General features: G+C 49.2%; 24 protein-coding genes, 1 tRNA gene and 2 pseudogenes. 13 read left to right on the forward strand and 14 right to left on the reverse strand.

Features of this window, described 5'->3' with window-relative positions; all coding sequences use genetic code 11:
• Window positions 1–14 precede the first annotated feature (14 nt).
• Window positions 15–905: a DUF6268 family outer membrane beta-barrel protein gene (locus tag WKR14_RS06690; protein WP_101056589.1), complete on the forward strand. Its 891-nt coding sequence runs from the start codon at window positions 15–17 to the stop codon at window positions 903–905.
• A 64-nt stretch (window positions 906–969) separates the two neighbouring features.
• On the opposite strand, the gene WKR14_RS06695 is transcribed toward WKR14_RS06690, so the two are convergent.
• The 3 genes from WKR14_RS06695 to WKR14_RS06705 all read right to left on the reverse strand — a co-directional run bounded on the left by WKR14_RS06695 (window position 970) and on the right by WKR14_RS06705 (window position 2,617).
• Complete coding sequence (locus WKR14_RS06695; protein ID WP_101056599.1) at window positions 970–1,533, reverse strand: chalcone isomerase family protein; 564 nt, start codon at window positions 1,531–1,533, stop codon at window positions 970–972.
• A gap of 83 nt (window positions 1,534–1,616) precedes the next feature.
• Window positions 1,617–2,096: a DUF2947 domain-containing protein gene (locus WKR14_RS06700; RefSeq protein WP_101056590.1), complete on the reverse strand. Its 480-nt coding sequence runs from the start codon at window positions 2,094–2,096 to the stop codon at window positions 1,617–1,619.
• 194 nt (window positions 2,097–2,290) lie between these two features.
• On the reverse strand, window positions 2,291–2,617 hold the full coding sequence (locus tag WKR14_RS06705; protein ID WP_101056591.1) for a tetratricopeptide repeat protein: 327 nt from the start codon (window positions 2,615–2,617) through the stop codon (window positions 2,291–2,293).
• A 207-nt stretch (window positions 2,618–2,824) separates the two neighbouring features.
• On the opposite strand from WKR14_RS06705, the gene WKR14_RS06710 reads away from it, so the two are divergent.
• Genes WKR14_RS06710 through WKR14_RS06725 form a run of 4 tightly spaced genes read left to right on the forward strand, consistent with a single transcriptional unit; the run spans window position 2,825 to window position 6,109 of the window.
• Window positions 2,825–3,655 (forward strand): phosphate ABC transporter substrate-binding protein, encoded by an 831-nt coding sequence (locus WKR14_RS06710; protein ID WP_101056592.1) that lies wholly within the window; start codon window positions 2,825–2,827, stop codon window positions 3,653–3,655.
• 6 nt (window positions 3,656–3,661) lie between these two features.
• Complete coding sequence (locus tag WKR14_RS06715; RefSeq protein ID WP_039034380.1) at window positions 3,662–4,528, forward strand: PstC family ABC transporter permease; 867 nt, start codon at window positions 3,662–3,664, stop codon at window positions 4,526–4,528.
• Window positions 4,525–5,385 carry a PstA family ABC transporter permease gene (locus WKR14_RS06720; RefSeq protein ID WP_224868013.1) on the forward strand — a complete coding sequence of 287 codons (861 nt, stop codon included), beginning with the start codon at window positions 4,525–4,527 and terminating at the stop codon, window positions 5,383–5,385. The genes WKR14_RS06715 and WKR14_RS06720 overlap by 4 nt, the downstream gene beginning before the upstream one ends.
• Window position 5,386: 1 nt before the next feature.
• Window positions 5,387–6,109, forward strand: a complete 723-nt coding sequence (locus WKR14_RS06725) for a phosphate ABC transporter ATP-binding protein (RefSeq protein ID WP_224868015.1) — start codon at window positions 5,387–5,389, stop codon at window positions 6,107–6,109.
• A 69-nt stretch (window positions 6,110–6,178) separates the two neighbouring features.
• On the opposite strand, the gene WKR14_RS06730 is transcribed toward WKR14_RS06725, so the two are convergent.
• A complete protein-coding gene (locus WKR14_RS06730; protein ID WP_339087534.1) occupies window positions 6,179–6,433 on the reverse strand; it encodes a hypothetical protein in 255 nt (84 codons plus the stop codon).
• A 22-nt stretch (window positions 6,434–6,455) separates the two neighbouring features.
• Window positions 6,456–8,519: a hypothetical protein gene (locus WKR14_RS06735; protein ID WP_339087535.1), complete on the reverse strand. Its 2,064-nt coding sequence runs from the start codon at window positions 8,517–8,519 to the stop codon at window positions 6,456–6,458.
• A gap of 787 nt (window positions 8,520–9,306) precedes the next feature.
• Here WKR14_RS06735 and WKR14_RS06740 point away from each other — a divergent pair.
• The 3 genes and pseudogenes from WKR14_RS06740 to WKR14_RS06750 all read left to right on the forward strand — a co-directional run.
• Window positions 9,307–9,450 (forward strand): annotated as a pseudogene (locus WKR14_RS06740) (alpha-amylase family glycosyl hydrolase); the annotation flags it as partial.
• A gap of 180 nt (window positions 9,451–9,630) precedes the next feature.
• Window positions 9,631–10,266, forward strand: a pseudogene (locus tag WKR14_RS06745) (transposase); the annotation flags it as partial.
• Window positions 10,267–10,362: 96 nt separating this feature from the next.
• Window positions 10,363–11,328 carry a transposase gene (locus WKR14_RS06750; RefSeq protein WP_224868019.1) on the forward strand — a complete coding sequence of 322 codons (966 nt, stop codon included), beginning with the start codon at window positions 10,363–10,365 and terminating at the stop codon, window positions 11,326–11,328.
• Window positions 11,329–11,691: 363 nt separating this feature from the next.
• On the opposite strand, the gene WKR14_RS06755 is transcribed toward WKR14_RS06750, so the two are convergent.
• The 6 genes from WKR14_RS06755 to WKR14_RS06780 all read right to left on the reverse strand — a co-directional run bounded on the left by WKR14_RS06755 (window position 11,692) and on the right by WKR14_RS06780 (window position 16,711).
• Entirely contained in the window at window positions 11,692–12,432 is a 741-nt protein-coding gene (locus WKR14_RS06755) for a glycine zipper domain-containing protein (protein WP_146226001.1), read from the reverse strand.
• A 4-nt stretch (window positions 12,433–12,436) separates the two neighbouring features.
• A complete protein-coding gene (locus WKR14_RS06760) occupies window positions 12,437–12,832 on the reverse strand; it encodes a hypothetical protein (RefSeq protein WP_146226002.1) in 396 nt (131 codons plus the stop codon).
• A 179-nt stretch (window positions 12,833–13,011) separates the two neighbouring features.
• Entirely contained in the window at window positions 13,012–13,431 is a 420-nt protein-coding gene (locus WKR14_RS06765) for a hypothetical protein (RefSeq protein WP_224866629.1), read from the reverse strand.
• 713 nt (window positions 13,432–14,144) lie between these two features.
• Window positions 14,145–14,687 carry a hypothetical protein gene (locus WKR14_RS06770; RefSeq protein WP_224866631.1) on the reverse strand — a complete coding sequence of 181 codons (543 nt, stop codon included), beginning with the start codon at window positions 14,685–14,687 and terminating at the stop codon, window positions 14,145–14,147.
• 735 nt (window positions 14,688–15,422) lie between these two features.
• Window positions 15,423–15,498, reverse strand: a tRNA-Arg gene (locus WKR14_RS06775).
• Window positions 15,499–15,553: 55 nt separating this feature from the next.
• Window positions 15,554–16,711, reverse strand: a complete 1,158-nt coding sequence (locus WKR14_RS06780; protein WP_224866633.1) for a flagellar assembly protein FlgT — start codon at window positions 16,709–16,711, stop codon at window positions 15,554–15,556.
• Window positions 16,712–17,519: 808 nt separating this feature from the next.
• On the opposite strand from WKR14_RS06780, the gene WKR14_RS06785 reads away from it, so the two are divergent.
• A complete protein-coding gene (locus WKR14_RS06785) occupies window positions 17,520–18,128 on the forward strand; it encodes a FlgO family outer membrane protein (RefSeq protein WP_101056046.1) in 609 nt (202 codons plus the stop codon).
• The gene (locus WKR14_RS06790) at window positions 18,128–18,595 is read left to right on the forward strand and encodes an LPP20 family lipoprotein (protein WP_101056047.1); all 468 of its coding nucleotides are present in this window, start codon (window positions 18,128–18,130) and stop codon (window positions 18,593–18,595) included. The genes WKR14_RS06785 and WKR14_RS06790 overlap by 1 nt, the downstream gene beginning before the upstream one ends.
• Window positions 18,596–18,772: 177 nt before the next feature.
• Here WKR14_RS06790 and WKR14_RS06795 read toward each other — a convergent pair whose 3' ends face one another.
• From WKR14_RS06795 to flgA, 3 genes are all read right to left on the reverse strand, one after another.
• On the reverse strand, window positions 18,773–19,204 hold the full coding sequence (locus WKR14_RS06795) for a flagella synthesis protein FlgN (protein WP_165564778.1): 432 nt from the start codon (window positions 19,202–19,204) through the stop codon (window positions 18,773–18,775).
• Complete coding sequence (gene flgM, locus WKR14_RS06800; RefSeq protein WP_101056049.1) at window positions 19,204–19,524, reverse strand: flagellar biosynthesis anti-sigma factor FlgM; 321 nt, start codon at window positions 19,522–19,524, stop codon at window positions 19,204–19,206. Before flgM ends, WKR14_RS06795 begins: the two co-directional genes overlap by 1 nt.
• A 70-nt stretch (window positions 19,525–19,594) precedes the next feature.
• Window positions 19,595–20,302, reverse strand: a complete 708-nt coding sequence (gene flgA / locus WKR14_RS06805) for a flagellar basal body P-ring formation chaperone FlgA (RefSeq protein WP_224866635.1) — start codon at window positions 20,300–20,302, stop codon at window positions 19,595–19,597.
• Window positions 20,303–20,489: 187 nt separating this feature from the next.
• On the opposite strand from flgA, the gene WKR14_RS06810 reads away from it, so the two are divergent.
• The 3 genes from WKR14_RS06810 to flgB all read left to right on the forward strand — a co-directional run bounded on the left by WKR14_RS06810 (window position 20,490) and on the right by flgB (window position 22,961).
• Window positions 20,490–21,410 carry a chemotaxis protein CheV gene (locus WKR14_RS06810; protein ID WP_101096071.1) on the forward strand — a complete coding sequence of 307 codons (921 nt, stop codon included), beginning with the start codon at window positions 20,490–20,492 and terminating at the stop codon, window positions 21,408–21,410.
• A 144-nt stretch (window positions 21,411–21,554) separates the two neighbouring features.
• Window positions 21,555–22,388, forward strand: a complete 834-nt coding sequence (locus tag WKR14_RS06815; protein WP_101096072.1) for a CheR family methyltransferase — start codon at window positions 21,555–21,557, stop codon at window positions 22,386–22,388.
• A gap of 174 nt (window positions 22,389–22,562) precedes the next feature.
• Window positions 22,563–22,961, forward strand: coding sequence for a flagellar basal body rod protein FlgB (gene flgB / locus WKR14_RS06820; protein WP_039034362.1), 399 nt, complete (start codon window positions 22,563–22,565; stop codon window positions 22,959–22,961).

Here is a 22,961-nt window from a genome sequence, read left to right on the forward strand (position 1 = left end):
CAAAAGGACATGAGATGAACAAAACGGCTACAGTTATCTTGCTGAGCACTTTGAGTGCCAGTGCAGGGTTGCTTGCCGCAGAGGCTTCGACATCCCGCTATAGCCTGAGTTTGGCCACTTTTGAAAATGCTGACTCGGATATTGATGGTGGCGGGGAACTGGGGCGTCGCAGTTATCTTCTGGGAGCGCGGGCTGACTGGCAACTGGATAAACGTTGGGGGCTGGGTGTCAGCCTGGGGTATGACAAACTGGACTGGGATTTTTCCGATTTACCTGGCAATAGTGTTGCCGATAGAGTTTTTGCTGCCAGCCAGTTTGACTCGGCCCAGCGTTATTCGGCTTCCATCAGCCTGAGATATAATCTGAATAGACACTGGAGCTTGATGCTAACGCCTCAGTTACAGTATGCCTACAGTGATGAAGTCTCCTCTTCGGATGCCGAAAGTTATGGTGTGATAGCCGGTGCCATTCACAGGTTCAACTCGGGTAATATGTTGGGCTTTGGTATTGCATATCTTAATGATATCAGTGAGGTGCGTACGGTTCCTTATCTGCTTATCGATTGGCAACTCAGTGATAGATGGCGGGTGGGTAACCCGTTTCAGGCGGGTTTTACCGGTCCGGCAGGGATAGAGTTCAGTTATCGGATCTCACCGGATATGGAGTTGGGGCTGGGAGCATCCCATCGCACCGAGCGGATCTTGGTTGGGGAAAATGAGCAAACGCTGGAACTGACCGAAGTCAGCAGTTTTGCCCGTTTGGGCTGGCAGTTGGGACAAGGATTCAATCTCAACGCCTATGTGGGTTACTTCATCAACCCGGAACTTGAGTTGAGTGAACCTGAGATCAAGCGCGAGTTGGATAACTATCTGGCAGGCGCTGTTCATCTTAGCTATCGTTTTTGATTGACTTGCCCGCCGTGGCGGGCAACTTCTCCCTTTCGATTGAGCGATTCTCTGGCTGAGGAATTCAGTCGGCCAGCATCGCTTTTTTCAGGCTGCTCTGCGCCGGTTCATCGCCGAGCCAGATATTCAGCAGCGCGCGGCGAAAGTTCTCTCCGGTGATGGTGTCTTGCAACTCACCGTTCTTGTAGGCACTGACACCGTTTTCCTGGCTGGTATACAGGAGGAAGCTGTCGCCTTGTTTGATTTCTTCCTGAAACAGGCTCATAAATCGGTCGATATCGGCCTGTATGGCTTCGGTTTTGCCGCCTGTAGCGTCATCGAAACCTTCAGTTATCGCCGAGCGCATCTTATCTGCGGTGATAAGACCCGAGACTATTTTCAAGCTGACCGCCGCTTGAGGCTGCGCCAATACCTCGGCTGCTGTGGTCGCTTGTGTTGGCAGATAGAGACTGCCGATGTAGAGATCCATAAAGAACTTGCTGCGTACCCCGGCTCCATTGAGTTTAAGCGGCGTTGCCGCCTGAATGCTGAGGGTCTCTGGAATATTTTCACCGGCAATTTCACGGGCATCCACAGTGGCAGACAGCGATAAGCCCAACAATAGAGCGGTTAAGGTTATTTTTTTCATCTTGTTCTCTTGATATTGGTCGTTCTGAGTGGCTGAACCGGCAAGGTTTTTCTTGTTCACTGAATGTTTGCCAAAAACCTTCCTTAGCCCCGTAGACCCATTTTGAAGTTGCCATCTTGACTAAACCAAACGGCTTGCTTGTGTTTGGGGCTTATCAGTAAGGGACCATCGTCGAAAAACAGAAAGCATTTCCAGTTACGGGCAAAGATTTCCCAGCGAGTTTGGATCACCTGATACTTTTCATAACAGAAATATACAGGGGCATCCGCGGGCCAATCGATGAAGTCGGCCAAAGGTTCCGGTAGGCTGTTGTCTTCGCTGTCCCAATGGCTTTGCCAGTGTTCGGTCTGGTGCCAGGTGGAGCTGCGGCTGGCCCAATCGCCCTTGGTAAAGTCTTCAGCGCAGCTGCTTTTGTTGCTTATCCAGCGATTCCACACTTCCATGGCGCTCTTTTGATCCAGCGGCAATATAGCCGTCTTATCCAGGTCACTGACCGGCAGATCCTTATGGTTGAAGATCCATTTACGGCGATACTGATCGAGTGGAATATAGCTGTGATTCAAGTTTTATTCTCCGGAACTGCGCTTATTTGCCGGGGCATTATAACGGTGGCGAAAGGGGAAAAGAAAGGCCGCATGAAACGGCCTGGGGAAGGCGCACCACTTGCAAAGGGCTTGGGCCATTTGCTGCGAATCATGCCTTGCACCCTATCCTGTAAGCCGACGCAGAGCACATATGGGGCTTGATTGTATCTTCGCTAATTCTGGGTTTGCAGTTCGGTTAATCCCTGCTTGGCGCTGAGATTATTCGGGTCGAGCTCCAGGACTCTGGAAAATGCGGTGATGGCGGCTTCATTTTGTTGCACCGCGCGCATAAATAACGCCAGTTTCAACCATACCTGCAAGTCTTGCGGATATTTGCCGAGGTAATCCAGATAGGTTTCAAGCGCCTGCTGTCCTTTACCACCGAGGCGTAAGACATGGGCATACTGCGGCAGAAAACTGTCGTTCAAGCGGCTCAACTCAGCTAGGGTGGTTTCGGCCAACGGCAGCATATTGAGCTGTAGCGCCAGTATGGAAATCATTCTGAGCTCGGTTTCGGTTGTTTGTTCCTGATTGTCATAGCTTTCTGTCGTTTAGGATGGTTACTTTTGTTGGGTTTATTTGTGATTTGAGTCAAAAGGTTGATTTGATGTGATTGTTATCATTGCGCGCCGTGAGGCTCGGCACCGAACCACACCTCTTTATTTGGGCTGACTGTTTCGGCTCAAGTGCATTCCAAAGGAAATGACATGCGACTTAAATTCAGATTTATCAAGTTGTTATTATGCTCTGTGCTGGCGGTTCCTGCTGTTGGCATGGCGTCTGAGCTCGATCGCTTTGAAAACTTGTCCGGTACCTTGAACATTGCCGGTGGTACCGCGCATATCCCTGTGATGAAGCAGGCGGCAAAAACCATTATGTCTGCCAATAACGACATTCGCATTACTATTGCCGGTGGCGGCAGTGGCGTGGGTGCTCAGCAGGTTGCCAAGGGACTGGTTGAAATCGGTAATACCGGCCGCCCTCTGAAGCCGGGTGAATTGAAATACGGTCTGCTTTCTTTCCCATTTGCCATCGATGGCGTTGCGGTTATCGTCAACCCGGCCAACCCCATTCAACAGCTGAGCTCGCAACAGGTGATGGATATCTATTCCGGTAAAATAACCAACTGGAAGAGCCTGGGCGGTGAAGATCGGCAGATCAATATTTTCACCCGTGATGAAGCCAGCGGTACCCGCTCGGTATTCGTTAAAAAGTTGCTGAATAAGTCGCCGGTTTCGGCTCAGGCCAATGTTGTGCCTTCCAATGGTGCGATGAAAACTGCGATTGCCCGCGATCCCGGTGCCATAGGTTACAGCAGTGTCGGTTATATCGATCAGACAGTGAAAGCGCCAATATTGGATAATGTGCTGCCCACCAATGAAGCCTGTGCTTCCGGCGAATACCCTGTAGTGCGTAAGTTGTATATGAATACCAAGGGACAACCTCAGGGGCTGACCCAGGCGTTTATTGACTATATCTATGGTCCAGACGGCGCTGAATTTATCCGTGAAGCCGGATATATTCCTGTCGGACATTAATGACTCATGACCACACAGATCTCCGCTGAGCGGATACTGCAACTTCTGGCCGCATCAGTATTGTTGCTGATAGTGCTGCTGTTTGGGTTTCTGATGTGGTTTGCATTGCCGGTGTTTTTCAACCCGCAAACCAGCGTGTTGTCGTTACACTGGCAACCGGAGCAGGGGCAATTTGGCATAGTTGCCATGATTGCCGGCTCCGGTTTGTTGGGCCTGCTGGCCTTACTGTTGGCATTTCCTATCGCCCTTGGCATCACAGGGTTTTGTTTATTACCTCGCTATCGAAGGCCAGCGCGTTTTATCCGGGCGCTGATCCGCTTGATGGCCGGGATCCCGACCGTGGTGTATGGGTTGGCCGCTGTGTTTTTGCTGGTGCCGCTGATCCGGGAAACCTTTCGAACCGGTTCGGGGTTCAGCCTCATCAGTGCCACTCTGGTAATAGTGTTGTTGATATTGCCTGTGATGGTGATGATGTTGGACAGCCAATGTCGCCCTTTGGCCAAAGAACTCAGAATGGTGTCTGCTTCTCTGGGGTTCAGCGATCTCCAAACCTTGTATCATCTGGTATTACCCAATGCCCGCCGCGCCATGGCCAGCGCCGCTTTACTCGGCTTTGGCAGGGCCATAGGCGATACCTTGCTGCCTTTGATGCTGGCCGGCAATGCGCCGCAGCTTCCGGACAGTGTATTTGATTCGGTTCGCACCCTGACGGCGCATATTGGCTTGGTGCTGGCCACGGAAAATGACAGCGCCATGTACAACTCACTGTTTGCCGCCGGTTTGTTGCTGCTCACTATCAGTGTGCTGGTGACTCTGTTGATCCGCTATATGACTTCGTCTGCCAAGGCCACCACCGAGGGTTCTGGGTCTTGAAAGCCAAGTGTTTCCATTATTGGTGTTTATTCTGCAGCGCCATGCTGTTGCTGTGTCTCTTGTCACTGCTGGGATTTATTCTATATCGAGGCGTTCCCACGCTCAGCCTGTCGCTCTATTTTGGTGATACTGAACCCTTAAAAGGTTTCTTGGGACAGGCGCCTATCTGGGATGGTATTTGGCCTGCCTGTGTCGGAACCCTGGCGGTGGTTGCCAGTGCTTTGATGATCGCCTTGCTGCCCGGACTGGCAACCGGAATTTGGCTGGCAACGGCGAAAACATCCAAGGCAAAGGCGCTATTGGAGCTGGCGGTCGATATCCTGGCAGGCGTTCCCTCTATATTGATGGGCTTGTTTGGCTTTACCCTTATTCTGTTACTGCGCAACACCTTGCTGCCTTCTGCCAACACCTGTCTTGCACTGTCGGCATTTTGCCTGGCGATGTTGATCATTCCCTATCTGGCCGTTTCTACCCGCACGGCTCTGCAGGCGCTGCCTGTGTCTTTGAGTTTAACCGCACTCTCGCTCGGCATGACACAGTGGCAAGCTTTGCGCTTTGTATTGTTGCCCCAGGCCGAGCGGGGGATCCGCGGCGGCATCATGTTGGCCATCGGCCGGGCCGCAGAAGATACCGCGGTGATCATGCTGACCGGCGCCGTTGCCAATGCGGGGTTACCTGGCGGGATCTTTGAACGGTTTGAAGCCCTGCCTTTTACGATTTTTTATTACAGTGCCCAGTATCAGAGCGAGGCCGAATTGCAGATGGCGTTTGGTGCCGCGCTGACACTCCTGTGTTTAACTGCCACGGTATTTTCCATGGCCAACTGGGTGACACGTTTTCCCGGAAGGAATCATTAGTATGGCGTTATCAAAGGCTGCGGATGTCGCGGGCACAGTGTCTAACCTCAGTGTGTATTTTGGTCAACAAGCGGCACTCGAAAACATCAACATGCAGATCCATCGGCGGCGGATCAATGTGCTCAGCGGGCCGTCAGGCTCGGGAAAAACCACCCTGTTACGGGCGCTCAATCGCCTCAATGACGAATATCAACATGGTCGCACCCGGGGTGAGATAACGCTTTGTGTGGCAGATAAGCCGCTTTCGGTCAATCAACTGAAAACCACAGAGTTACCCTATTTGCGCCGCAAAGTCGGCATGGTGTTTCAACATCCGCAATTGCTTCCCGGCAGTGTGGCGCAAAACCTGTTACTTCCCTTGAAAGTGGTCGGTAACCTGCAGGGGGAGGCCGCGCTGAAACAGATGCAGCAAGCCTTTGAGCAGGCGGCATTGTGGGATGAGGTCAAAGATCGCCTGTCGGCACCGGCCTCAACCTTATCCGGCGGGCAACAGCAGCGCCTTTGCCTGGCCCGCACCCTGGTTTTTGAGCCGGATATCTTATTGCTCGATGAGCCTACCTCTTCACTCGATCCCGAAGCTACTGCACAAATTGAAGCCTTGATAAAACGCCTCGCAGGTCATTGTACCCTGGTGATGGTATCCCACTGCGAACATCAAACGGCCAGATTGGCCGATCATCTTTATCGTTTTGAGTACGGGAGATTACGACCCGAGTCGGCATGAGTGCGCCGAATCACTCTTTGCCTGGCTTAATCAAAGAGTGATTCGGACACGCTTTTGCAATTGCTCGGCTTAATCGTCGAGATACTTGGTCTGCTCGGTGTAATTCGGGGTCAGCAAGTTTTGATACAACTTGGGGTTCATGTTGAAACCGCCGAATTTGCTTATGGTGTAACAAAGGACTTTCAGCTTGAGCTTTCTGAAGCTGGGAGGGATAGGTTTAAGGAATTTGCAGCAATCGATACTCAAGCGTTCCAGTTTCTCAAGCGCCAACATGGACTCGGGCAGAGACTCAGTGACAAAGTCCTCCAGAGATAAGGTATCCAACTCGGTAAACTCACCGATAAAATCAGGGATAACCTTGATATCGCCGCCTCTCAGAGAAAGCCGCTTTAACGGTAGTGCGTGCTTTCAGCTCCATGGGGAAATGATCCAGGCTCTTGTGCATTCCCATCAGTTTAAGGTGATGCAAGCGGGTATATTTCACCAGGGCTTTGGTGGCCTCCAGACCAAACTCATAACACAGGGCCAGTTTCAAGGTTTCCAATGCCGGCGCCTCGAGTGAAACCAGGGTTTTAAGATCACTGCGTGAAATCAACAGGGTTTTCAGCCGTGGCAGTGAAACATTGGCGGGGAAATCGTCGAATTTGTTGAGTTTAACTGTCTCAAGCTTGGGGCTACTCGTTAGCAATGGGCCAAGGGTAACGACGTCTGTATTGTGCAGCTCCAGCGAGGTCAACTGGGTAACGGCGGGGCAATTCAAGCCAGGTAAAGTCTCCCTTTGGTCTGCGTATCCATCCCTATCCTCAAGCTCAGTCTCAACTTGGGCCGGGTCAATATTGAGCGACGCTAGATTGTGACAATGCATTAATAGATCGGCGATTTTAGCTGTCGCCAGTCTAGTGGTGAAGGAGGTGAGTCGCTCTGGCTGAGGCAGGTATTGAGACAGCTCTTCCCCCGTGTTTGGCGTGCCATCGTCAGGGTAGTATTTCATCACAGCTGTAGAAATATTGCTGAACAGCTGCCGTTCATTGTCCACCGGGCAATGGTTTAGAATGAGTTCATCCAGGGTTAGTCTCTCGGTTGGTGCAATAAGGCGATGACAGCGGTCGATTTCCAACTTTTTGATGTTTCGTGGCAACAATGACGCATCTATGGTGAGTTTTTGGCCGTTTATTATGCTGAGGCTGTCCAGCGCCGCTATCTCTTTAAACGACTCGGGGATGGTTTCTGAATTGGTAGAATTAAAACTAAGATTTTTAAGGCTTTGACATAGAGGTAGTTCATCCCAGAAGCCGTCGTCGACGAAATCTGCCCCCCAGATGCTCTCCAGTTGCGAAAACGCCCCAAAAGGGAAGCGAATGCCGGTTAAGTCTCTGGCATAACCCAGGTGCAACTCTTTTAGATTAGGAAAACATGCAGCATGCTCACAGACCAATGCCAGCAGTTTCTTTTCTTGGATTTTAAGCCGGGTTATATCTTCATATACCTTTGGGGCAAAGCGGATATCTATGCCATTAGTGAAAGATGTTTTTTGATTGCCAAGCACCGTATTGGCATGGATTGAACTCAATAACGGGTTTTTCCATAGTGTCAGCTTATTGAGGTTGGCTAAGGTCAGTTGCTCATCAATAGATGCAAGTTGGGGACAGCATGAGATTTTTAAGTGTTGCAGCTGTGGCAGCTTATCCAAGTTAGTGCCAAGGCGTTGTAAATCCGGGACTAACGCCAAATCAATCTTGGTCAATCCGGCCGGTAAATCAAACAGCTCGGCGCCGCAGATAGGGGTATCGTACCAGGTTAGGCTGCTGAGGCTTGTCAGTTGGCGAAAATCAAGATCCAGACTTTCCAGTGGCACAGAGTCAATTTTAAACTCTTGTAGTTTCTTTAGCTTTTCAATGCTCTTGGGCAGTGTCTTGTAATCGCCTTCAATGTTGAGCTTTTCAAGCAATGGCAGACTACCGATACTTTCCGGCAACCGTTGTCCACAAAAGGGCACCTCTTCGATGGCCAGAAAAGTCACCGAGGGGAAACGCGCCAATAGCTCGGGGCGCTCGCAGAGAGCCTCCAGCGGCTGACCGGCTCGAATATCTATAATGGTATGTCCAAGCCTGGCATAGAGGTAATCGACATCCAGCTCGGCCGACAGGCTGGCATATTCGCAAAGGACACAGAAGACATCTCTCATATCCGGCTCTTTCTCGCCTTTAATCAGTTTCTTGCGGCACTTGAAGGCATTCTGAATATCCTGGCTCGCATGCAGTTTCAGCAGTTGGCGGATCTCTTTCACGCAGTCGGTATCGGCGCTGCATTTACCAATCAGGAAAAGGTCGTTGATGAATTTCTCAGGAAAGCCGTCACTGTTTTTAACAGTATTAAAGTAGTCGGGAAGGGATTCTATAAACTGGGACATAATATAAACAACTTATTGTAGGGTATGGTTATTAGCCTGTTGGCCACTGCAGATGCTTAACGCTGTAGTTTTATCCTTCTGATTACGTTGGGCTTAGGGGGGACACAGGCCCTGGATTTGGCTAGATTCGCTGTCGATAGTGCGCCGGAAGGTGTGGAACTAGATGGATTGCAAGATGCCCGGTAAAGTGCATCGAAAAGTGTACCGAATATGACATCGACAATTACAGATGGAGTAGCAGCATAAGATGCTGCGCAATGCGAAGAGCTGACTAATTCCATTTACCGATTTTCCTTCCAGTGACCACAAAAGTGGCCCGCACTCAAGCTTGCTACCGTATTTTACAAGAGTTGAAGGTCCCGTACAATCAATGGGATAGATATCTGCAGCGAGCTCATTGGACTTGTTGTAATAGTGGCAGCCACAATCCACTTTGGGCTGCTCGCTAAAGATGGGGGGGAGCGTGTCTTTGCACTGACGTGATAAATCGACCGCCAGGATACAGCAGGCTCAGTGAATATTGTCAAAATCACTTCGCGCTCAAATACGAATTGGAAGACTTCAGCGAAGGATGACTACTCTGCCTTTTTAACTGTAATACAGACTGTAATACAGGACAGCCATATCTTTTTGATGTTTCGCCCAGGCTTGACTAGGCTTTGAAATACTCATCAAAGCTCAGTCGAGGTTGGTTACAATAGTAATACAGGACAGCCATATCTTTTGATGTTTCGCCCAGCCTTGACTAGGCTTTGAAATACCCATCAAAGCTCAGTCGAGGTTGGTTATGACCACCGCCCGTCGCCAGTTGATAGATGCTGAAAGTACGCCCTTTTACCACGTGATTAACCGTTGCGTGAGAAGGGCATTTTTGTGTGGTGAAGATGCACTGTCGGGGCGCAGTTACGAGCATAGACGTGGCTGGATCGTGTAATACAGGACAGCCATATCTTTTTGATGTTTCGCCCAGGCTTGACTAGGCTTTGAAATACTCATCAAAGCTCAGTCGAGGTTGGTTACAATAGTAATACAGGACAGCCATATCTTTTGATGTTTCGCCCAGCCTTGACTAGGCTTTGAAATACCCATCAAAGCTCAGTCGAGGTTGGTTATGACCACCGCCCGTCGCCAGTTGATAGATGCTGAAAGTACACCCTTTTACCACGTGATTAACCGTTGCGTGAGAAGGGCATTTTTGTGTGGTGAAGATGCACTGTCGGGGCGCAGTTACCAGCATAGACGTGGCTGGATAGTGGATAGAATCAGGCAGTTGTCGTCAATATTCTGCATCGACGTTTGCGCTTATGCGGTCATGAGTAATCACTACCATTTGGTGCTCAAAATCGACCTTGCAGCGCAACAATCGTTGTCGCCATTTGAAGTCATCGAGCGTTGGGCAGGGCTCTTTAGTGGCAATCCCGTGGCGGCAAAGTTCCTCAAGGGCGATAGTCTCTCAGAAGGTGAGCGAATACTGTTGGATACGCTGATTAGCGATTGGCAGGAACGCCTTGGCAGTATCAGTTGGTTTATGCGCTGTTTAAACGAAAATATTGCCCGCAAGGCCAATCGAGAAGATGGCTGCAAGGGCGTATTCTGGGAAGGGCGCTTTAAGTCGCAGGCGCTGCTCGATGAACAGGCGCTGCTGGCCTGCATGATGTACGTGGATTTAAATCCCATTCGCGCAGGTATTGCAGATTCACTGCAAACTTCTGATTACACATCCATTCAGGAGCGCATAGAAGAAGTTGCTGAGCCTAGAATACAGGACAGCCATATCTTTTGATGTTTCGCCCAGCCTTGACTAGGCTTTGAAATACCCATCAAAGCTCAGTCGAGGTTGGTTATGACCACCGCCCGTCGCCAGTTGATAGATGCTGAAAGTACACCCTTTTACCACGTGATTAACCGTTGCGTGAGAAGGGCATTTTTGTGTGGTGAAGATGCACTGTCGGGGCGCAGTTACCAGCATAGACGTGGCTGGATAGTGGATAGAATCAGGCAGTTGTCGTCAATATTCTGCATCGACGTTTGCGCTTATGCGGTTATGAGTAATCACTACCATTTGGTGCTCAAAATCGACCTTGCTGCGCAACAAGCGTTGTCGCCATTTGAAGTCATCGAGCGTTGGACAGAGCTCTTTAGTGGCAATCCTGTGGCGGCAAAGTTCCTCAAGGGCGATAGTCTCTCGGAAGGCGAGCGAATACAGTTGGATACGCTGATTAGCGATTGGCAGGAACGCCTTGGCAGTATCAGTTGGTTTATGCGCTGTTTAAACGAAGATATCGCCCGCAAGGCCAATCGAGAAGATGGTTGCAAGGGCGTATTCTGGGAAGGACGCTTTAAGTCGCAGGCGCTGCTCGATGAACAGGCGCTGCTGGCCTGCATGATGTACGTGGATTTAAATCCCATTCGCGCAGGTATTGCAGATTCGCTGCAAACTTCTGATTATACATCCATTCAGGAGCGCATAGAGGAAGTTGCTGAGCCAGCAACTGCCAACATTTCACTTAAGCCACTGTTGCAATTTGATGGTGCAGCCACTGCCGCCGAACAAAGCGGTATCCCGTTTCATTTTGCCGACTATCTGGAACTGATTGATTGGACAGGCCGGGCGGTGCGGGAAGACAAGCATGGCTTTATTGCCTGTTCCAGGCCCAAACTACTGCTTGAGCTTGGTATCAGTGACGATGCCTGGATAACTTCCGCCAAGGAGTTTCGCCGTCAGTACAGTGGCATGAGTGGCCGATGGGATGCCATGTGTGCGATGAAGGCCAAATATGGTGGTAAATGGTGCCGGGGTAAGCAATAAAGCCAAGCAATACATCCCCATTAACCTTAAACCCTTGGTGATTTTACAGCAACAGGCTTAAGCCTGCCGCAGGCATGCCTGACTATCACAGTTTTTGTATGAACCTCGCAGATTTCTCGTCTCAGAGAGTCTACTTCCAAAAATCCGTCGTTATTTATCAGAGACTGACCCCTGCAACGAGCTTCTTTGCAGCTCAGAAAGTGTTTAGGATGTCCTGAGGTTACAGAAAGTGGTTTGGATGTTCTGTCTATTTAGATGGCCAAATTCACTATGCCACTACAGTTTCCTTTTGATGGCTAACGCCAAGATCAGGTACGCCGTAGGCGGCACCTGTATTTTTTGTTATGTGTCATTTGCACGTTACTAAAAGAATGACTTAACTTTTGATGCAAATTGCTTTGCTTTCTCAGCAACAATGTCTGACTCATCTTCTGGCCTTGAAGCTTGTTCACCAAACATTTTTCCAGCCTCTGAACCAATAGCTGCTCCAATAGCAGTACCAACTACTGGAAATATCATTGAGCCAAGCGCTGCTCCTGCAATAGCACCAGTGCCTCCACCTACAGCTCTACCAGTTTTAGCTGTAACGCTATCAATTGAACCATCTATAACTCCAGTATCGACAAGGTATAAGATTGACTCCTCTAACTCTTCTCCTTCTTCTGGATGAAACTCTTCAAGAAGATTGAGTATTTTTTCAGGTGTGGCACCACGATTCATCATTTCAGAAAATGCTCCCAGAACTATATCTAAACCATGGAGCCTCAATGTTGATCTTATAACCCTGTACTCATTACTCTCGAGTTCTAGCATATTTTTTGCTAAAGCCCGTACTGGATTTAGACCAAAACTTGCACCTTTAGCGATGTTTGAAAATAACGAGCCTTCTAAAACCTCATCAAAAAAACAAATACTTTTTTCTAATGCCTCATCTGAAAAAGGAATCTCTTCAAATACGCCTGTTTCTAACTCTTCATCTACCGAAAAAATAATATTTAATGGAAGACATGCTAGCCCCGATGAATTTTTTTCATAAATCAGTTCTTTTGAATGTTCAAGCATTAAATCAAGTGTGATTATTTCAATCCTTTTATAAATATCCATATTGCTATCCAAAAATGCCTTTCGAGAAACTGCCGAGAGAAGCAATATTTTCAATTATGTCGTCAGAATTTCCATATGTATTAGAGAAATTCCCCCACGCATCAACTGTAGTTGCACCAAAAGTATTACCATAAGTAATACTTTCGAAATATCCTCGTGAATCAAACTTATGAATATTACCAAGCTGATCAATTCTTGATGTGCCCTGTAGCGCCCCATTCGCATCAAAGCTCCTTACAACACCATCAGCACCTACAAAATTTCTTCCTTCGCGTAAACCCGTTGTTACATCATGAATATCAATTACACCTGCAAATGGATTACTAAATGTTTTTACAGCAATCCCATCAACAAACAATGCAGGCCTATTCCCCCAGTGGCCATTGGTAATAAAGCTCATTTACTTACCTCTATCAAATTTAATTGCGGATTAAAAGGAGTAGACTTCCGACTTCAGTGAGACACAACGCCCGGCTCACCAGCGCCCAAGCCGGAGAGGTGTTTGTGGTAAGGTGTAGCGCAGCGGAACCCACGAAAACAGCGTAGGTTTGGGCGTCTGCTTGCAGCCGATTTTTACACTTATGCTATTGATATCCTTAGCTTTGCAATTTCAAATGAAAAGATAAACACAAAAGAGGCCAAAGCACCAATGCATACGCCTCTGTCATCGTTGCAGTCTTTGTATTTCTTATGGAGATCAGGTCGCCTTTGCTTTATGTAGGAAATCACTTGATTGATATCTTTACTCGTAAACAGGGGCGATTTGATGTCATGAGCCAGCGTATTGCGAACCGATTTAATCTGTGACAGAGGCTGTATCAGTAAATTATAAACTTCCATATCGTCATCTTCGCTCGGTTCATAGGCCTTAAGGAAATCTTTGAATACGTCGACTTTTTGCCCGAACATTTTAGATTCTATATCCGGATCAAACCTAAGCAGAAGATTGACTAGCTTATGTTCAACCATTAGGACAATCGAAAAAACATCCCCAGACACTCATAATCTTCTTTTGAACGGTTACGTAAAAAGTTATTCCCTTCGGTCATCTTTTCAAGAAGTAAATCTCCACAATCGAACTCGCCCTCGAACTGCCTATATTCAATAGGCCGGTAAGTGTCCGAACGCTTGGGCTTTTTGTAATACCCAAGCCAATTCATTAATTTCTCGATCATAGCTAGACCTGAATGTAACATTTTAATAGTGAGACCTTGCAAGGTGGTTTACCTTGCAAGCTTGACCTGCCTTCTAAGGAAGGGGGAATTTATATATCGGCGAACCAAAACGTATCAAAAGCAGGTAGCTTATTTGGTTGCTGCGCGGGCCGTTTGTCCTTCGGACACGCTTCCGATTATTCCGCACACCCTGTACTTCACCCTTCGGGACTGCTAAAGCCGTTCAAAAATGTTCCCGACATTTTTGTCGCGTGGCGGGCCAGAGGCCCTTCGGCTCCAGCTAAGTGACAGAAACTGTTCTGTCTCTTGTCCTGGGGGCACGCTACCGCCCATGGATTTAGGATTCCAGCGTTCCTTCTGTCCCCTAAGGGGCTGATTGTATGGGACAAGTGTCCCACTTAGCTCGAACGTACCACAGCACTTTTCGATCGTCTGTAGGACTTTTGCTCTTTCTTACAAAAAGTTGCGTTTGCTCAACTAACTAGGTTGCGGATATCTCTTTGTCCGATTACCACCTTGCCAAATAGTCCTTTTCTGTTACTTTGCCTCAGCGCAGATTTTATCTCGGCGTTTAGCCAATTCAGGGCTGCTGTCCTGCATCGCTTTTAGTATGAGCTGATTACATTCCTTCTCTTTAAGCTGCTGCTCTGTTTGCCGTACGGGCTTGCCTGCGGTGCCGGTCTTTGGATTGAACAGAAATGATGTCCAAGTCTTTGGGGTCGGTTCGCCTATTTTGGCTATCACGGGTTTGTAATTAAGGGATGCACTGCAATACATCCGCGATAAGCTGCGGCCTTTTGGGTTCAGGTTTTTCATGCTGGATAGCTGATTGCACAAATCCGTGAACATGGCTTTGGCTTGCAGTGTGCACTTGGAGTAGGTGGTTGCTTGCTGCTTAATGTCAGCGCAAACACTTTCTTGCTTTACCTGCCAGAGAAAGTGCTGGAATCGAATGTTGGTGCCCTTGTAGGTGAGTGTTTGGGCTGTGACATTAGTGTTTGCCGCATCAATGTAGGCGTTAGTGATGTTATTGCTCACCATCTCCAGATAGGCGGCGAACAGTTGCGACAGTGGATCCATGACTCATCCTTAAGTAGCTGCTTGCATGTAAATGCTTGGCTTCCCTTTAGTTAGCTAAAGATATTACCGTCTTTCATCTAGCTTTCAAATGCTTTGTGTCATGGTTGGTTTTCGGTTTTTACATAGTCTGTACACTTATTGATAGCACTCCACGGGAAAGCGGTCTGTGCTCTCTGCCTGATACTCTTTGTAGATTTCTCGTTGAGAAATGGTCCATTGGTGGACTCGGGTGATGACTTCAACCCCAAAGCTGATAATGCCTCTTAGGCGGGTTAGGGCTTCATCGCCGTAGCGGTTGGTTTTGACTGCCGGAATACCCGAAGCACAACTGAGTTGCTGAGTTGCTAAAGATATACACCTAATTCCCAGGCACAGGCGGAACTGTGACCTTCCGAGGCATGGATGCCGAGGCAGAGCTTACAAGGATGTACTTGCAGCGAGTCACAGGATCGCCTGTGCGAAAAGGACTGTTCTCGGACGTCCTGTCCTTCACGACATTCGAGCTTCCTGCCCATCCGCATCGCAGGTGAAGGGTTGTTGCTTAGCGGGAAGCTAAATCCAAGTTGGTTGGCTATTTAAGGCTTTAAAGCCACGATGGCCACATTGCTAACTCAATGTTTTCCTAAGAGAAAACTATCAGAGAACAAAATCACTAATTTGAAGCGCCTGGATCGGCAGGTGGATGGTTCTAAAAGAAGCTTGAGACTTGTGCAATCAGGCACAAGAAGAAAATGCTGGTCTCCCCACAGGGACTCGAACCCCGATCGGTCGCTTAGGAGGCGACTGCTCTATCCTGTTGAGCTATAGGGAGACGCCAGTGATTATACTGGTTTTCACCCGGATGAAAAGGCTTTAGATTTAATTGCTTAAATCTTAATCGCGATGTCATTCACTTGAATGTTGAGGGCGGCATTTTCACCGCTGAGCACTGCGATGGCACTTTCCTCAGTGACTTGATCTATGGTGATTTTCGCCCGGGTTTCTCCGGCCACGGCGCGCATCTGGTTCATGCGGTCGGGCAGGTTTTGTTGCAGCACGATTTGGAACTGATCGCCAACGCGGATGCCGTTGCGTCGCCCCAAGTTGAGTATCACTCTATCTTGTTGGCGCACGACTATCTGTGCCAGCAGAGGTCTGCATGCCAGCGCCATATCGATATCTTTACTGGCATTGGCCAGCACCTTGTCTATGGCCTGCCCGTAACTGGCACGCCAGAATCTGTCGCTGTTGGGGGCGACGGATTCATTTTTGGCAAACTCCCAGGGTGCAGAAATGCTGTAGTTCTGATACCAGATCTGCTCGCCGCTGATCCCATGATAGAGGCTGAGCTGCAACTGAAACAGTCGCTGAGGCTCGCTGTCCCACAGGCCCATAAAGCCGGACTCGGCCGGTTCGGTGGAGATATCTATGATTTGCGGCAGCAACAGATACTGGCTGTCGGTAATTTCACTTATCCAGGTTGGCAGGCGGTAACCACGGATATTGATAAGCTCCTCTTTGATATCCAGCCGCTCGTTGGCGTGCAGGTGGGCGAAGCTGATGGAGGATTGTTTATCCAGCGTTGCCGCTATCCGTTCGGACAGGCTTCGCTGGAAGTTTTCCAACTGACCATAACGCAGTTGGCTTCTGTCCTTAATACTGGCCTGTGGCACCAGGATAGCGGCCTTGATGGCTGAGCTTTGGCACTTGTTATCCGGGCCATCGAGAATATCGAGCCGCATAACCACCTTGAGCTTGTCTCCCTGGCGCATTTCGCTGACCAGTTCGACACTGCTTATCTGCGCCTGACTGGAAAGGCTGAAATCGTTTTGGGTCAAGCGCCCCTGGCTGACACTCTGGGTTGATTGAAAACTGCCGCCACGGGAGAGCAAGGCCATGTTGATGGCATTGTCCATTGCCGCTTCCCGTGCCTGGGTTAAATTGCCATTGATTATTTTGGCTTCACCTCGGGCCTCGGTCCACTCTGCCATGGCGTTGAGGCTGATACTCAGCAACGGCAGCAAGAGCAAGGGGCGCAATCTCATAAGACGGTTCCTCAAAATAGGAGTCAGGGTGACGGAATTTTGCCGCCACTTAAACTGGTATCGCTTGCTATTCAAATTTTATGCCAGCGCCATCCATTCACAGCTGATGTAGCGCAGTTTGCGACCATAACTAAAGAGCGGCAAGAGTTTGCCGATAAGGGAACAGAGAATATAAGTTCCCATTGCCCGCCAGTGGGTAAATTGAAGGGGCAAATGAAGGTGTGGGTAATGAAAAGGCGTAGATAAGCCCCTTAAACATCTTCGTAAAAGCCTGTAATAAGCTGCCAGGCAACAGGGTTTGTTCGCCGGTGTCATCTGTTTGCACTTGGTCTGCAGGCCTAAGGAAGGTGCGAATAAGTCCTCGTGGCACTCTGGCTTGCACAGCAATTGGCGTTCAAGGCATCTGACTGAAGGCATGCCGGGGCCTGTCGAAGTCGGATAACGCAGAGAGCCGGTTGCTGTGAAAGCCCCAAAGGGCGTGGCTTACAAACCTGTCTGCTATGTTGTGCTTCTTGCAAAGGACTAGGGCCATTTGCTGCGAACCACGCCTTGCATCCAAGCCCGTAAGCCGACGCAGAGCACACATGGGACTTGCTTGCACCTTCCCTAACTTAGGTTGGTATTTTATTTGCATAGCCTTACCCCAGTGAAAGGAACTTGGCGCTAATCGAGTTAGCCGTGGTGCGAAATGACAACCTCGGAGAAAGTGCGGCATAAGTCAGGTAGGCCAAGGTTCACGCCAGGTCCATGAGTCGCCAGGTTCCTCAATAAAGCAAGTGCCCGCTAGGGTACCAGAGAGACGGATATTATGTATAAAGCCCTGTGTATATTGCCTTTACTCTTGCTGCCTGCTTGCAGTACGACAGCACAGCAACCGCAGGCTGAGTTCAAGCCCCAACAAGCACCAGTCAATCTATTGGCGCATCAGTTGGTGGATGAATTGGTAACCCATAACGATGCTCTTAAACCGACTCAGCCGCTATTGGTGATGACGCCTGCGATGGTGGAAGATATGCAAGGCAGTAATGCACTGGCCTCACAACTACAGCAGAGCTTAATGACGGCTTTTCATCAGCGCGGCTTTAACCTGGTGGATTTGAACCTGGCCGAAGCGGTGCGGGTAACGCCACAGGGGGATTTTATTCTTACCCGCGACTGGCAACAATTGCCGACGGATATTGCGGTGGATCATGTACTGGTCACCAGCATGAGCCAGGCTAAAGGTGAAATCTTGTTCAACAGTCGGATTGTCAATGTCAATAACAATCGGGTGCTTTCGACGGCCGGGGCGCGGGTGCTTGAGGCGCAACTACCGGGTTATCTGGCGCCATCCCATAGGGTGGTGTCAAAAGAAGGCTTGCTTTATCGCTATGAAAATCGCGGAGAAGACAAGAGCCGGATAGTGGGAGACAAGTAATGAAGTATTGGAACAACACACTGACATTGGTCACGCTGGCGCTCGCGTTAGTTCTGGGTGGCTGCGCCGATAAGGACAGATATGTGCAGTGGGAGACAGAGGCGCCAAGCAGTTTCCCCAAGTTGACGGCAATAGGCTATGCTCCGCTGGCCAGCCAACCGGGCAAGGAACAGTCGCAAAAGGTGCTGATGGCGATGCAAGCATCCAAGATTGCCGCTTATCGGGAATTGGCCGAACAAGTCTATGGTCAACGTTTGTCGGCCGACAGCAAGGTCAGTGACTGGATGCTGAAAGGCGATAATATCCAGGCCTCGGTTTCCGGGGTGATCCGCGGCGCCAAGGTGGTGCGCAGTTATCCGGCCGGAGATCATTATGTGACCGAACTGGAGCTGGATTTCGCCCGAGTGTGGGATCTGTATCAGCAGCAAAATCGCCCCCAGCGAATCAAAGAGATCACTTATTTTTAGGGGAATGGGTATAAGTCCAAAGCAGCCTTGTTTGGCTGCTTTTTTTGTGGCTTAAGAATCTTTGCTGAATTGAGAGCAGGGTATACGTTCTGTTCTGGAGGACAGGAGCTTGGGGCGCACCAATAAGCCGAACTTACTGAATTAGCTTAAGCAATGGGACAGGAGCAGGGCTTTAAATCAAGCCTTGAGATCGTTGCCCAGGGTGGCGATGGTTGAAGTCTTGCCTTTGCCGTCATAAGTCAGGCTGGAGGCATTGCGGCTTACCTGCAGCGCCTGTGCCAGACGATTGATACTGGCCATGCTCAGCTCTATCAGGCCGGCATTTTCCTGATTGCGCAGTTGGCAAGTAGCCAATAGTTCGCGGGCTTCACTGACCTGTTCGGCCAATGGCGATTGACTGAGTTTGGCTTGTTCAGGATGAGAGGAGAGCGCCTCATCTACTGCCTTGACCTCATTGAGCAGATCGCTCTTGTTTTGGGCCAGTTGCAGCAGATTATCGGCATTGCGATCGAGCAGGGCGTTTTTTTCCTGCTCAATCAAGTTCAGCAGACGCTCGAGTTGAGTCATCTGCTGTGCTATCAGGCTGGTTATATCCGGGGTATCAGGCATCAGGATCCTTTATTGAGTGCGCTCAGTTCTGATTCAAATTGAGATATGTTGGCTGCCAGTTTTTCCGGGTCAACCTTGTATCTGCCTTCGGCGATTGCCAATTTGATTTCGCTGATCTTCTTTTGATCTATTTCCGGCAGGGAGGCCATTTTACTCTGAACTCCTTGCAGCTGCTGCGCTTGCTGCGACACCACAACCGAGTCGGTTTTCTGCGGAGCAGCCCCTTGCTGAGCTGTTTGATTGCTCTGAGCCGTGTTCTTGGGGAGTGAACCTGTATTCACCCTGGGTTGATTTTGCAGTTGTTTAATATCCATAGCCATCGCGGCTCCAGCCTTTTCTCTGATTACCTTGCTGTCTTATCGGCATAGCCAAGGAGAACTTTAGCATTTTTTACATTCGAACTTCCACTTCGCCCACATTGGTGACGGTAGCCTCCAACACTTTGTCTGAGCGAGTGTTTTTTACCCTAATCTGTTCTCCAAGGTTACCATCATGCAGGGCTTCACCAACAGTTTTTATGTGAAACTTCTCGTTACCTGCATAAATAGAGACTCTGTCGCCTTTGCAAACAAAACAGAGATTGGCGGCAAATAACGGATAGTCTTTGGCTATGCGCCGCTTGAGGCGGGTACCCGTCACTGTGGCAATATCCTCGAACTGCTGGCCGCGCAGACTGGTTTCATCTATGTAACGCAGCGCCAGATTTTCCGGCCCCAGCACAGTGCCCGGAGCCAGAGTTTGAGTGGCCACCACCACAGGATAACTGATATCTACCCGTACCGAGACATAGATTTGCCACGGGTAGCTTAGCTCGGGGCTGTTACAACCTATGCGCACCGTATTGTTGCGGCTTATCTCTCTGTCGCTGGCAAGTTCGGCCGTCAAAGGTGAATTGCATCTAGGGGGCGTGAGCCTGGAATCCAGTCGTTGCGGGGTGATGGTAATTTGCGCATCTGTGCCCGCCAGCACTTTTTTGGCCACTGCCTCTTTAGCCAGGCTTTCCATGGCCGATATACTGGGAACAAAGCTGCTCTCTGCCGCCATTGTTGCGATGGGCATTAAAATTGTAGCCAAAAGGTATGCAATATTTACTTTCATAATGAACAGGCTAGCTTGTCTCGCCAGATTACACCTATACTTTCAATGATTCGCGGTTCCCAGTACTGGCTTCACCTTAGGTTTAGTCAGAAATTTGACTGGGCATCAGTGTCTTGGATAAAGCAAATAGTATGCCTGTCTGTGGGACAGCGGGTATTTCTCAATATAAAGACAACAAGGCAGCCTTATGTCGAGCATTCTTGAATCAGTCAATAAACGCACTCAACTGGTTGGACAAAATCGCCTCGAACTTCTGTTGTTCAAACTTAACGGCAGACAAAGATTCGGTATCAATGTATTCAAAGTCAAAGAGGTTTTGCAGTGCCCACCACTGACGATATTGCCCAAGTTGAACTCCTTTGTTAAGGGCGTGGCCCATATTCGTGGTACGACTGTGTCTGTTATCGACCTCAGTGCGGCGACCGGCGGTAAACCCATAGATGATGTCAAGGATTGCTTCATCATTATTTCCGAATACAACCGCAGCGTGCAGGGTTTTCTGGTTCGTTCAGTTGAGCGGATCATTAACATGAATTGGGAGTCTATCATGCCGCCGCCGGAAGGAGCGGGACGATACTCTTACCTGACCGCTGTGACGGAAATCGAAGGTGAACTGGTTGAAATCCTCGATGTGGAGAAAATTCTTGATGAAATTTCACCGGTCAAGACAGATATCAGCCAAGAAATGGATGAATCTCTCACAATCGACAGGGAGCAGCATTATCATATTATGGTGATTGACGACTCCTCTGTGGCGCGCAAGCAGATCATTCGTGCATTGTCTTCGTTGAATCTGCAGATAGATACCGCTAAAGATGGTCGGGAAGCATTGGAAAAACTGAAGAATATAGCGTCTGGTATGGACAATGTTGCCGATGAAATCCCGTTGATTATTTCGGATATCGAAATGCCGGAAATGGATGGTTATACTCTGACCGCCGAGATCCGTGATGATCCCAAGCTGAAAAATATCAAGGTAGTGCTGCATACCTCGTTGAGCGGGGTATTCAATCAAGCCATGGTACAGAAAGTGGGCGCCAATGATTTTATTGCCAAGTTCAACCCCGACGAACTGGCTTCTGCTGTTAACAAGCATCTGAGTCTATAGCCTTTGTCTGCTGTGACTTTTTATGGCTATAGTGAGTTGGTCTGCTTGTGTTGCAAAGGGGGCTGGGGTATAACGCAGCCCCAGTTTTTAAATGTTGCTGCCTCAATTCGCAGTGACGTTTTTACGGATAGTTAGGACACTAAGGTGCCAGATAAATCTCTCGCGGAAACTGAGTACAATCAATTCAGGCTGTTTCTTGAGCAGCACAGTGGCATTGTATTGGGTGAGAACAAACAGTATTTGGTTCGCAGCCGTTTGGCGCCTTTGATGGGGAAATATGGTTTGCCATCCCTGTCGGACGTTGTTAAGCAATCGATGCGACCCACAGAGCGCCAATTACGGGCTGAAGTCATTGATGCCATGACGACCAACGAAACTCTTTGGTTTCGGGACAAGTATCCTTTTGAATTACTTGGCAATACATTATTGCCCGGTTTTGCCAAGTTGGGTCGGCCGTTGAAGATTTGGTCGGCAGCCTGTTCATCCGGCCAGGAGCCCTATTCACTGGCGATGACAGTGCTCGAATATCAACAGCGTAAGCCGGGAGCTCTGCCGGGTGGGGCGATAATCCAGGCCACCGATCTATCGCCGTCCATGCTCGAGCGTTGTAAAAATGCCGAGTACGATAAGCTGGCATTGGCTCGGGGCCTGTCTGAAGAGCGCAAGCGTCAGTTTTTTGAAGCCCTGCCCAATGGCAATATGCGGGTAAAGGACAATGTTCGTCGTTTGGTCAGTTTTCGGGCTCACAACCTGCTTGAAAGTTACACCTTGCTTGGCAAGTTCGACATCATTTTTTGCCGTAACGTACTTATCTATTTTGCCCCGGAGGCAAAGGCAAAAATACTGCGGCAATTTGCTGCCGCTCTCAATCCCAAGGGGATATTGTTTTTAGGGGCCAGTGAGTCGATTGCCGGTTTGACCGATGAATTCGATATGATTCGCTGCAATCCCGGTATTTATTATCAAAAGAAAAATTAGTTATCTAATCCCTTGATTTTCAATGTTTTTCAATGACCGCCTGTCAAGTTTGATGGGCTCTTTCTTTTTTATCTCTCAAGTCAATCGCAATCCATTTCTCATCTGTTGCTATAGCCATCATTCCTGGCACAAAGCTTGCTTTGTTTTTGTCGAGTCATTGGAGGAGGCGGTTTTATGGCGATCAGTTTTGATAAGGCCCTTGGCATACATCAATATACTCTGGGTATTCGCGCCCAGCGTGCCGAAGTGCTTGCCAGCAATATAGCCAATGCCGATACCCCGCACTACAAGGCTCGGGATGTGGACTTTTCTTCGGCGTTGCAGGCGGCCAAAGGGCGGCAACAGGGAATGAATATGGCGGCAACGTCTGAAAAGCATTTCGACCTCAAGGCGCTGACAGCCCAACATGTGCAATATCGGGTGCCGGATCAACCGGACACTGGGGATGGCAACACAGTCGATATGCAAAAAGAGCAGCAGGCCTTTATGCAAAATGCGCTTGAATATCAGATGTCGCTTGGGTTCCTCGACGGTAAGTTCGCCGGCATGAAAAAGGCATTGAAAGGAGATTAA

Source organism: Shewanella chilikensis (genome assembly GCF_037953065.1).
Lineage (GTDB): Bacteria > Pseudomonadota > Gammaproteobacteria > Enterobacterales > Shewanellaceae > Shewanella > Shewanella chilikensis.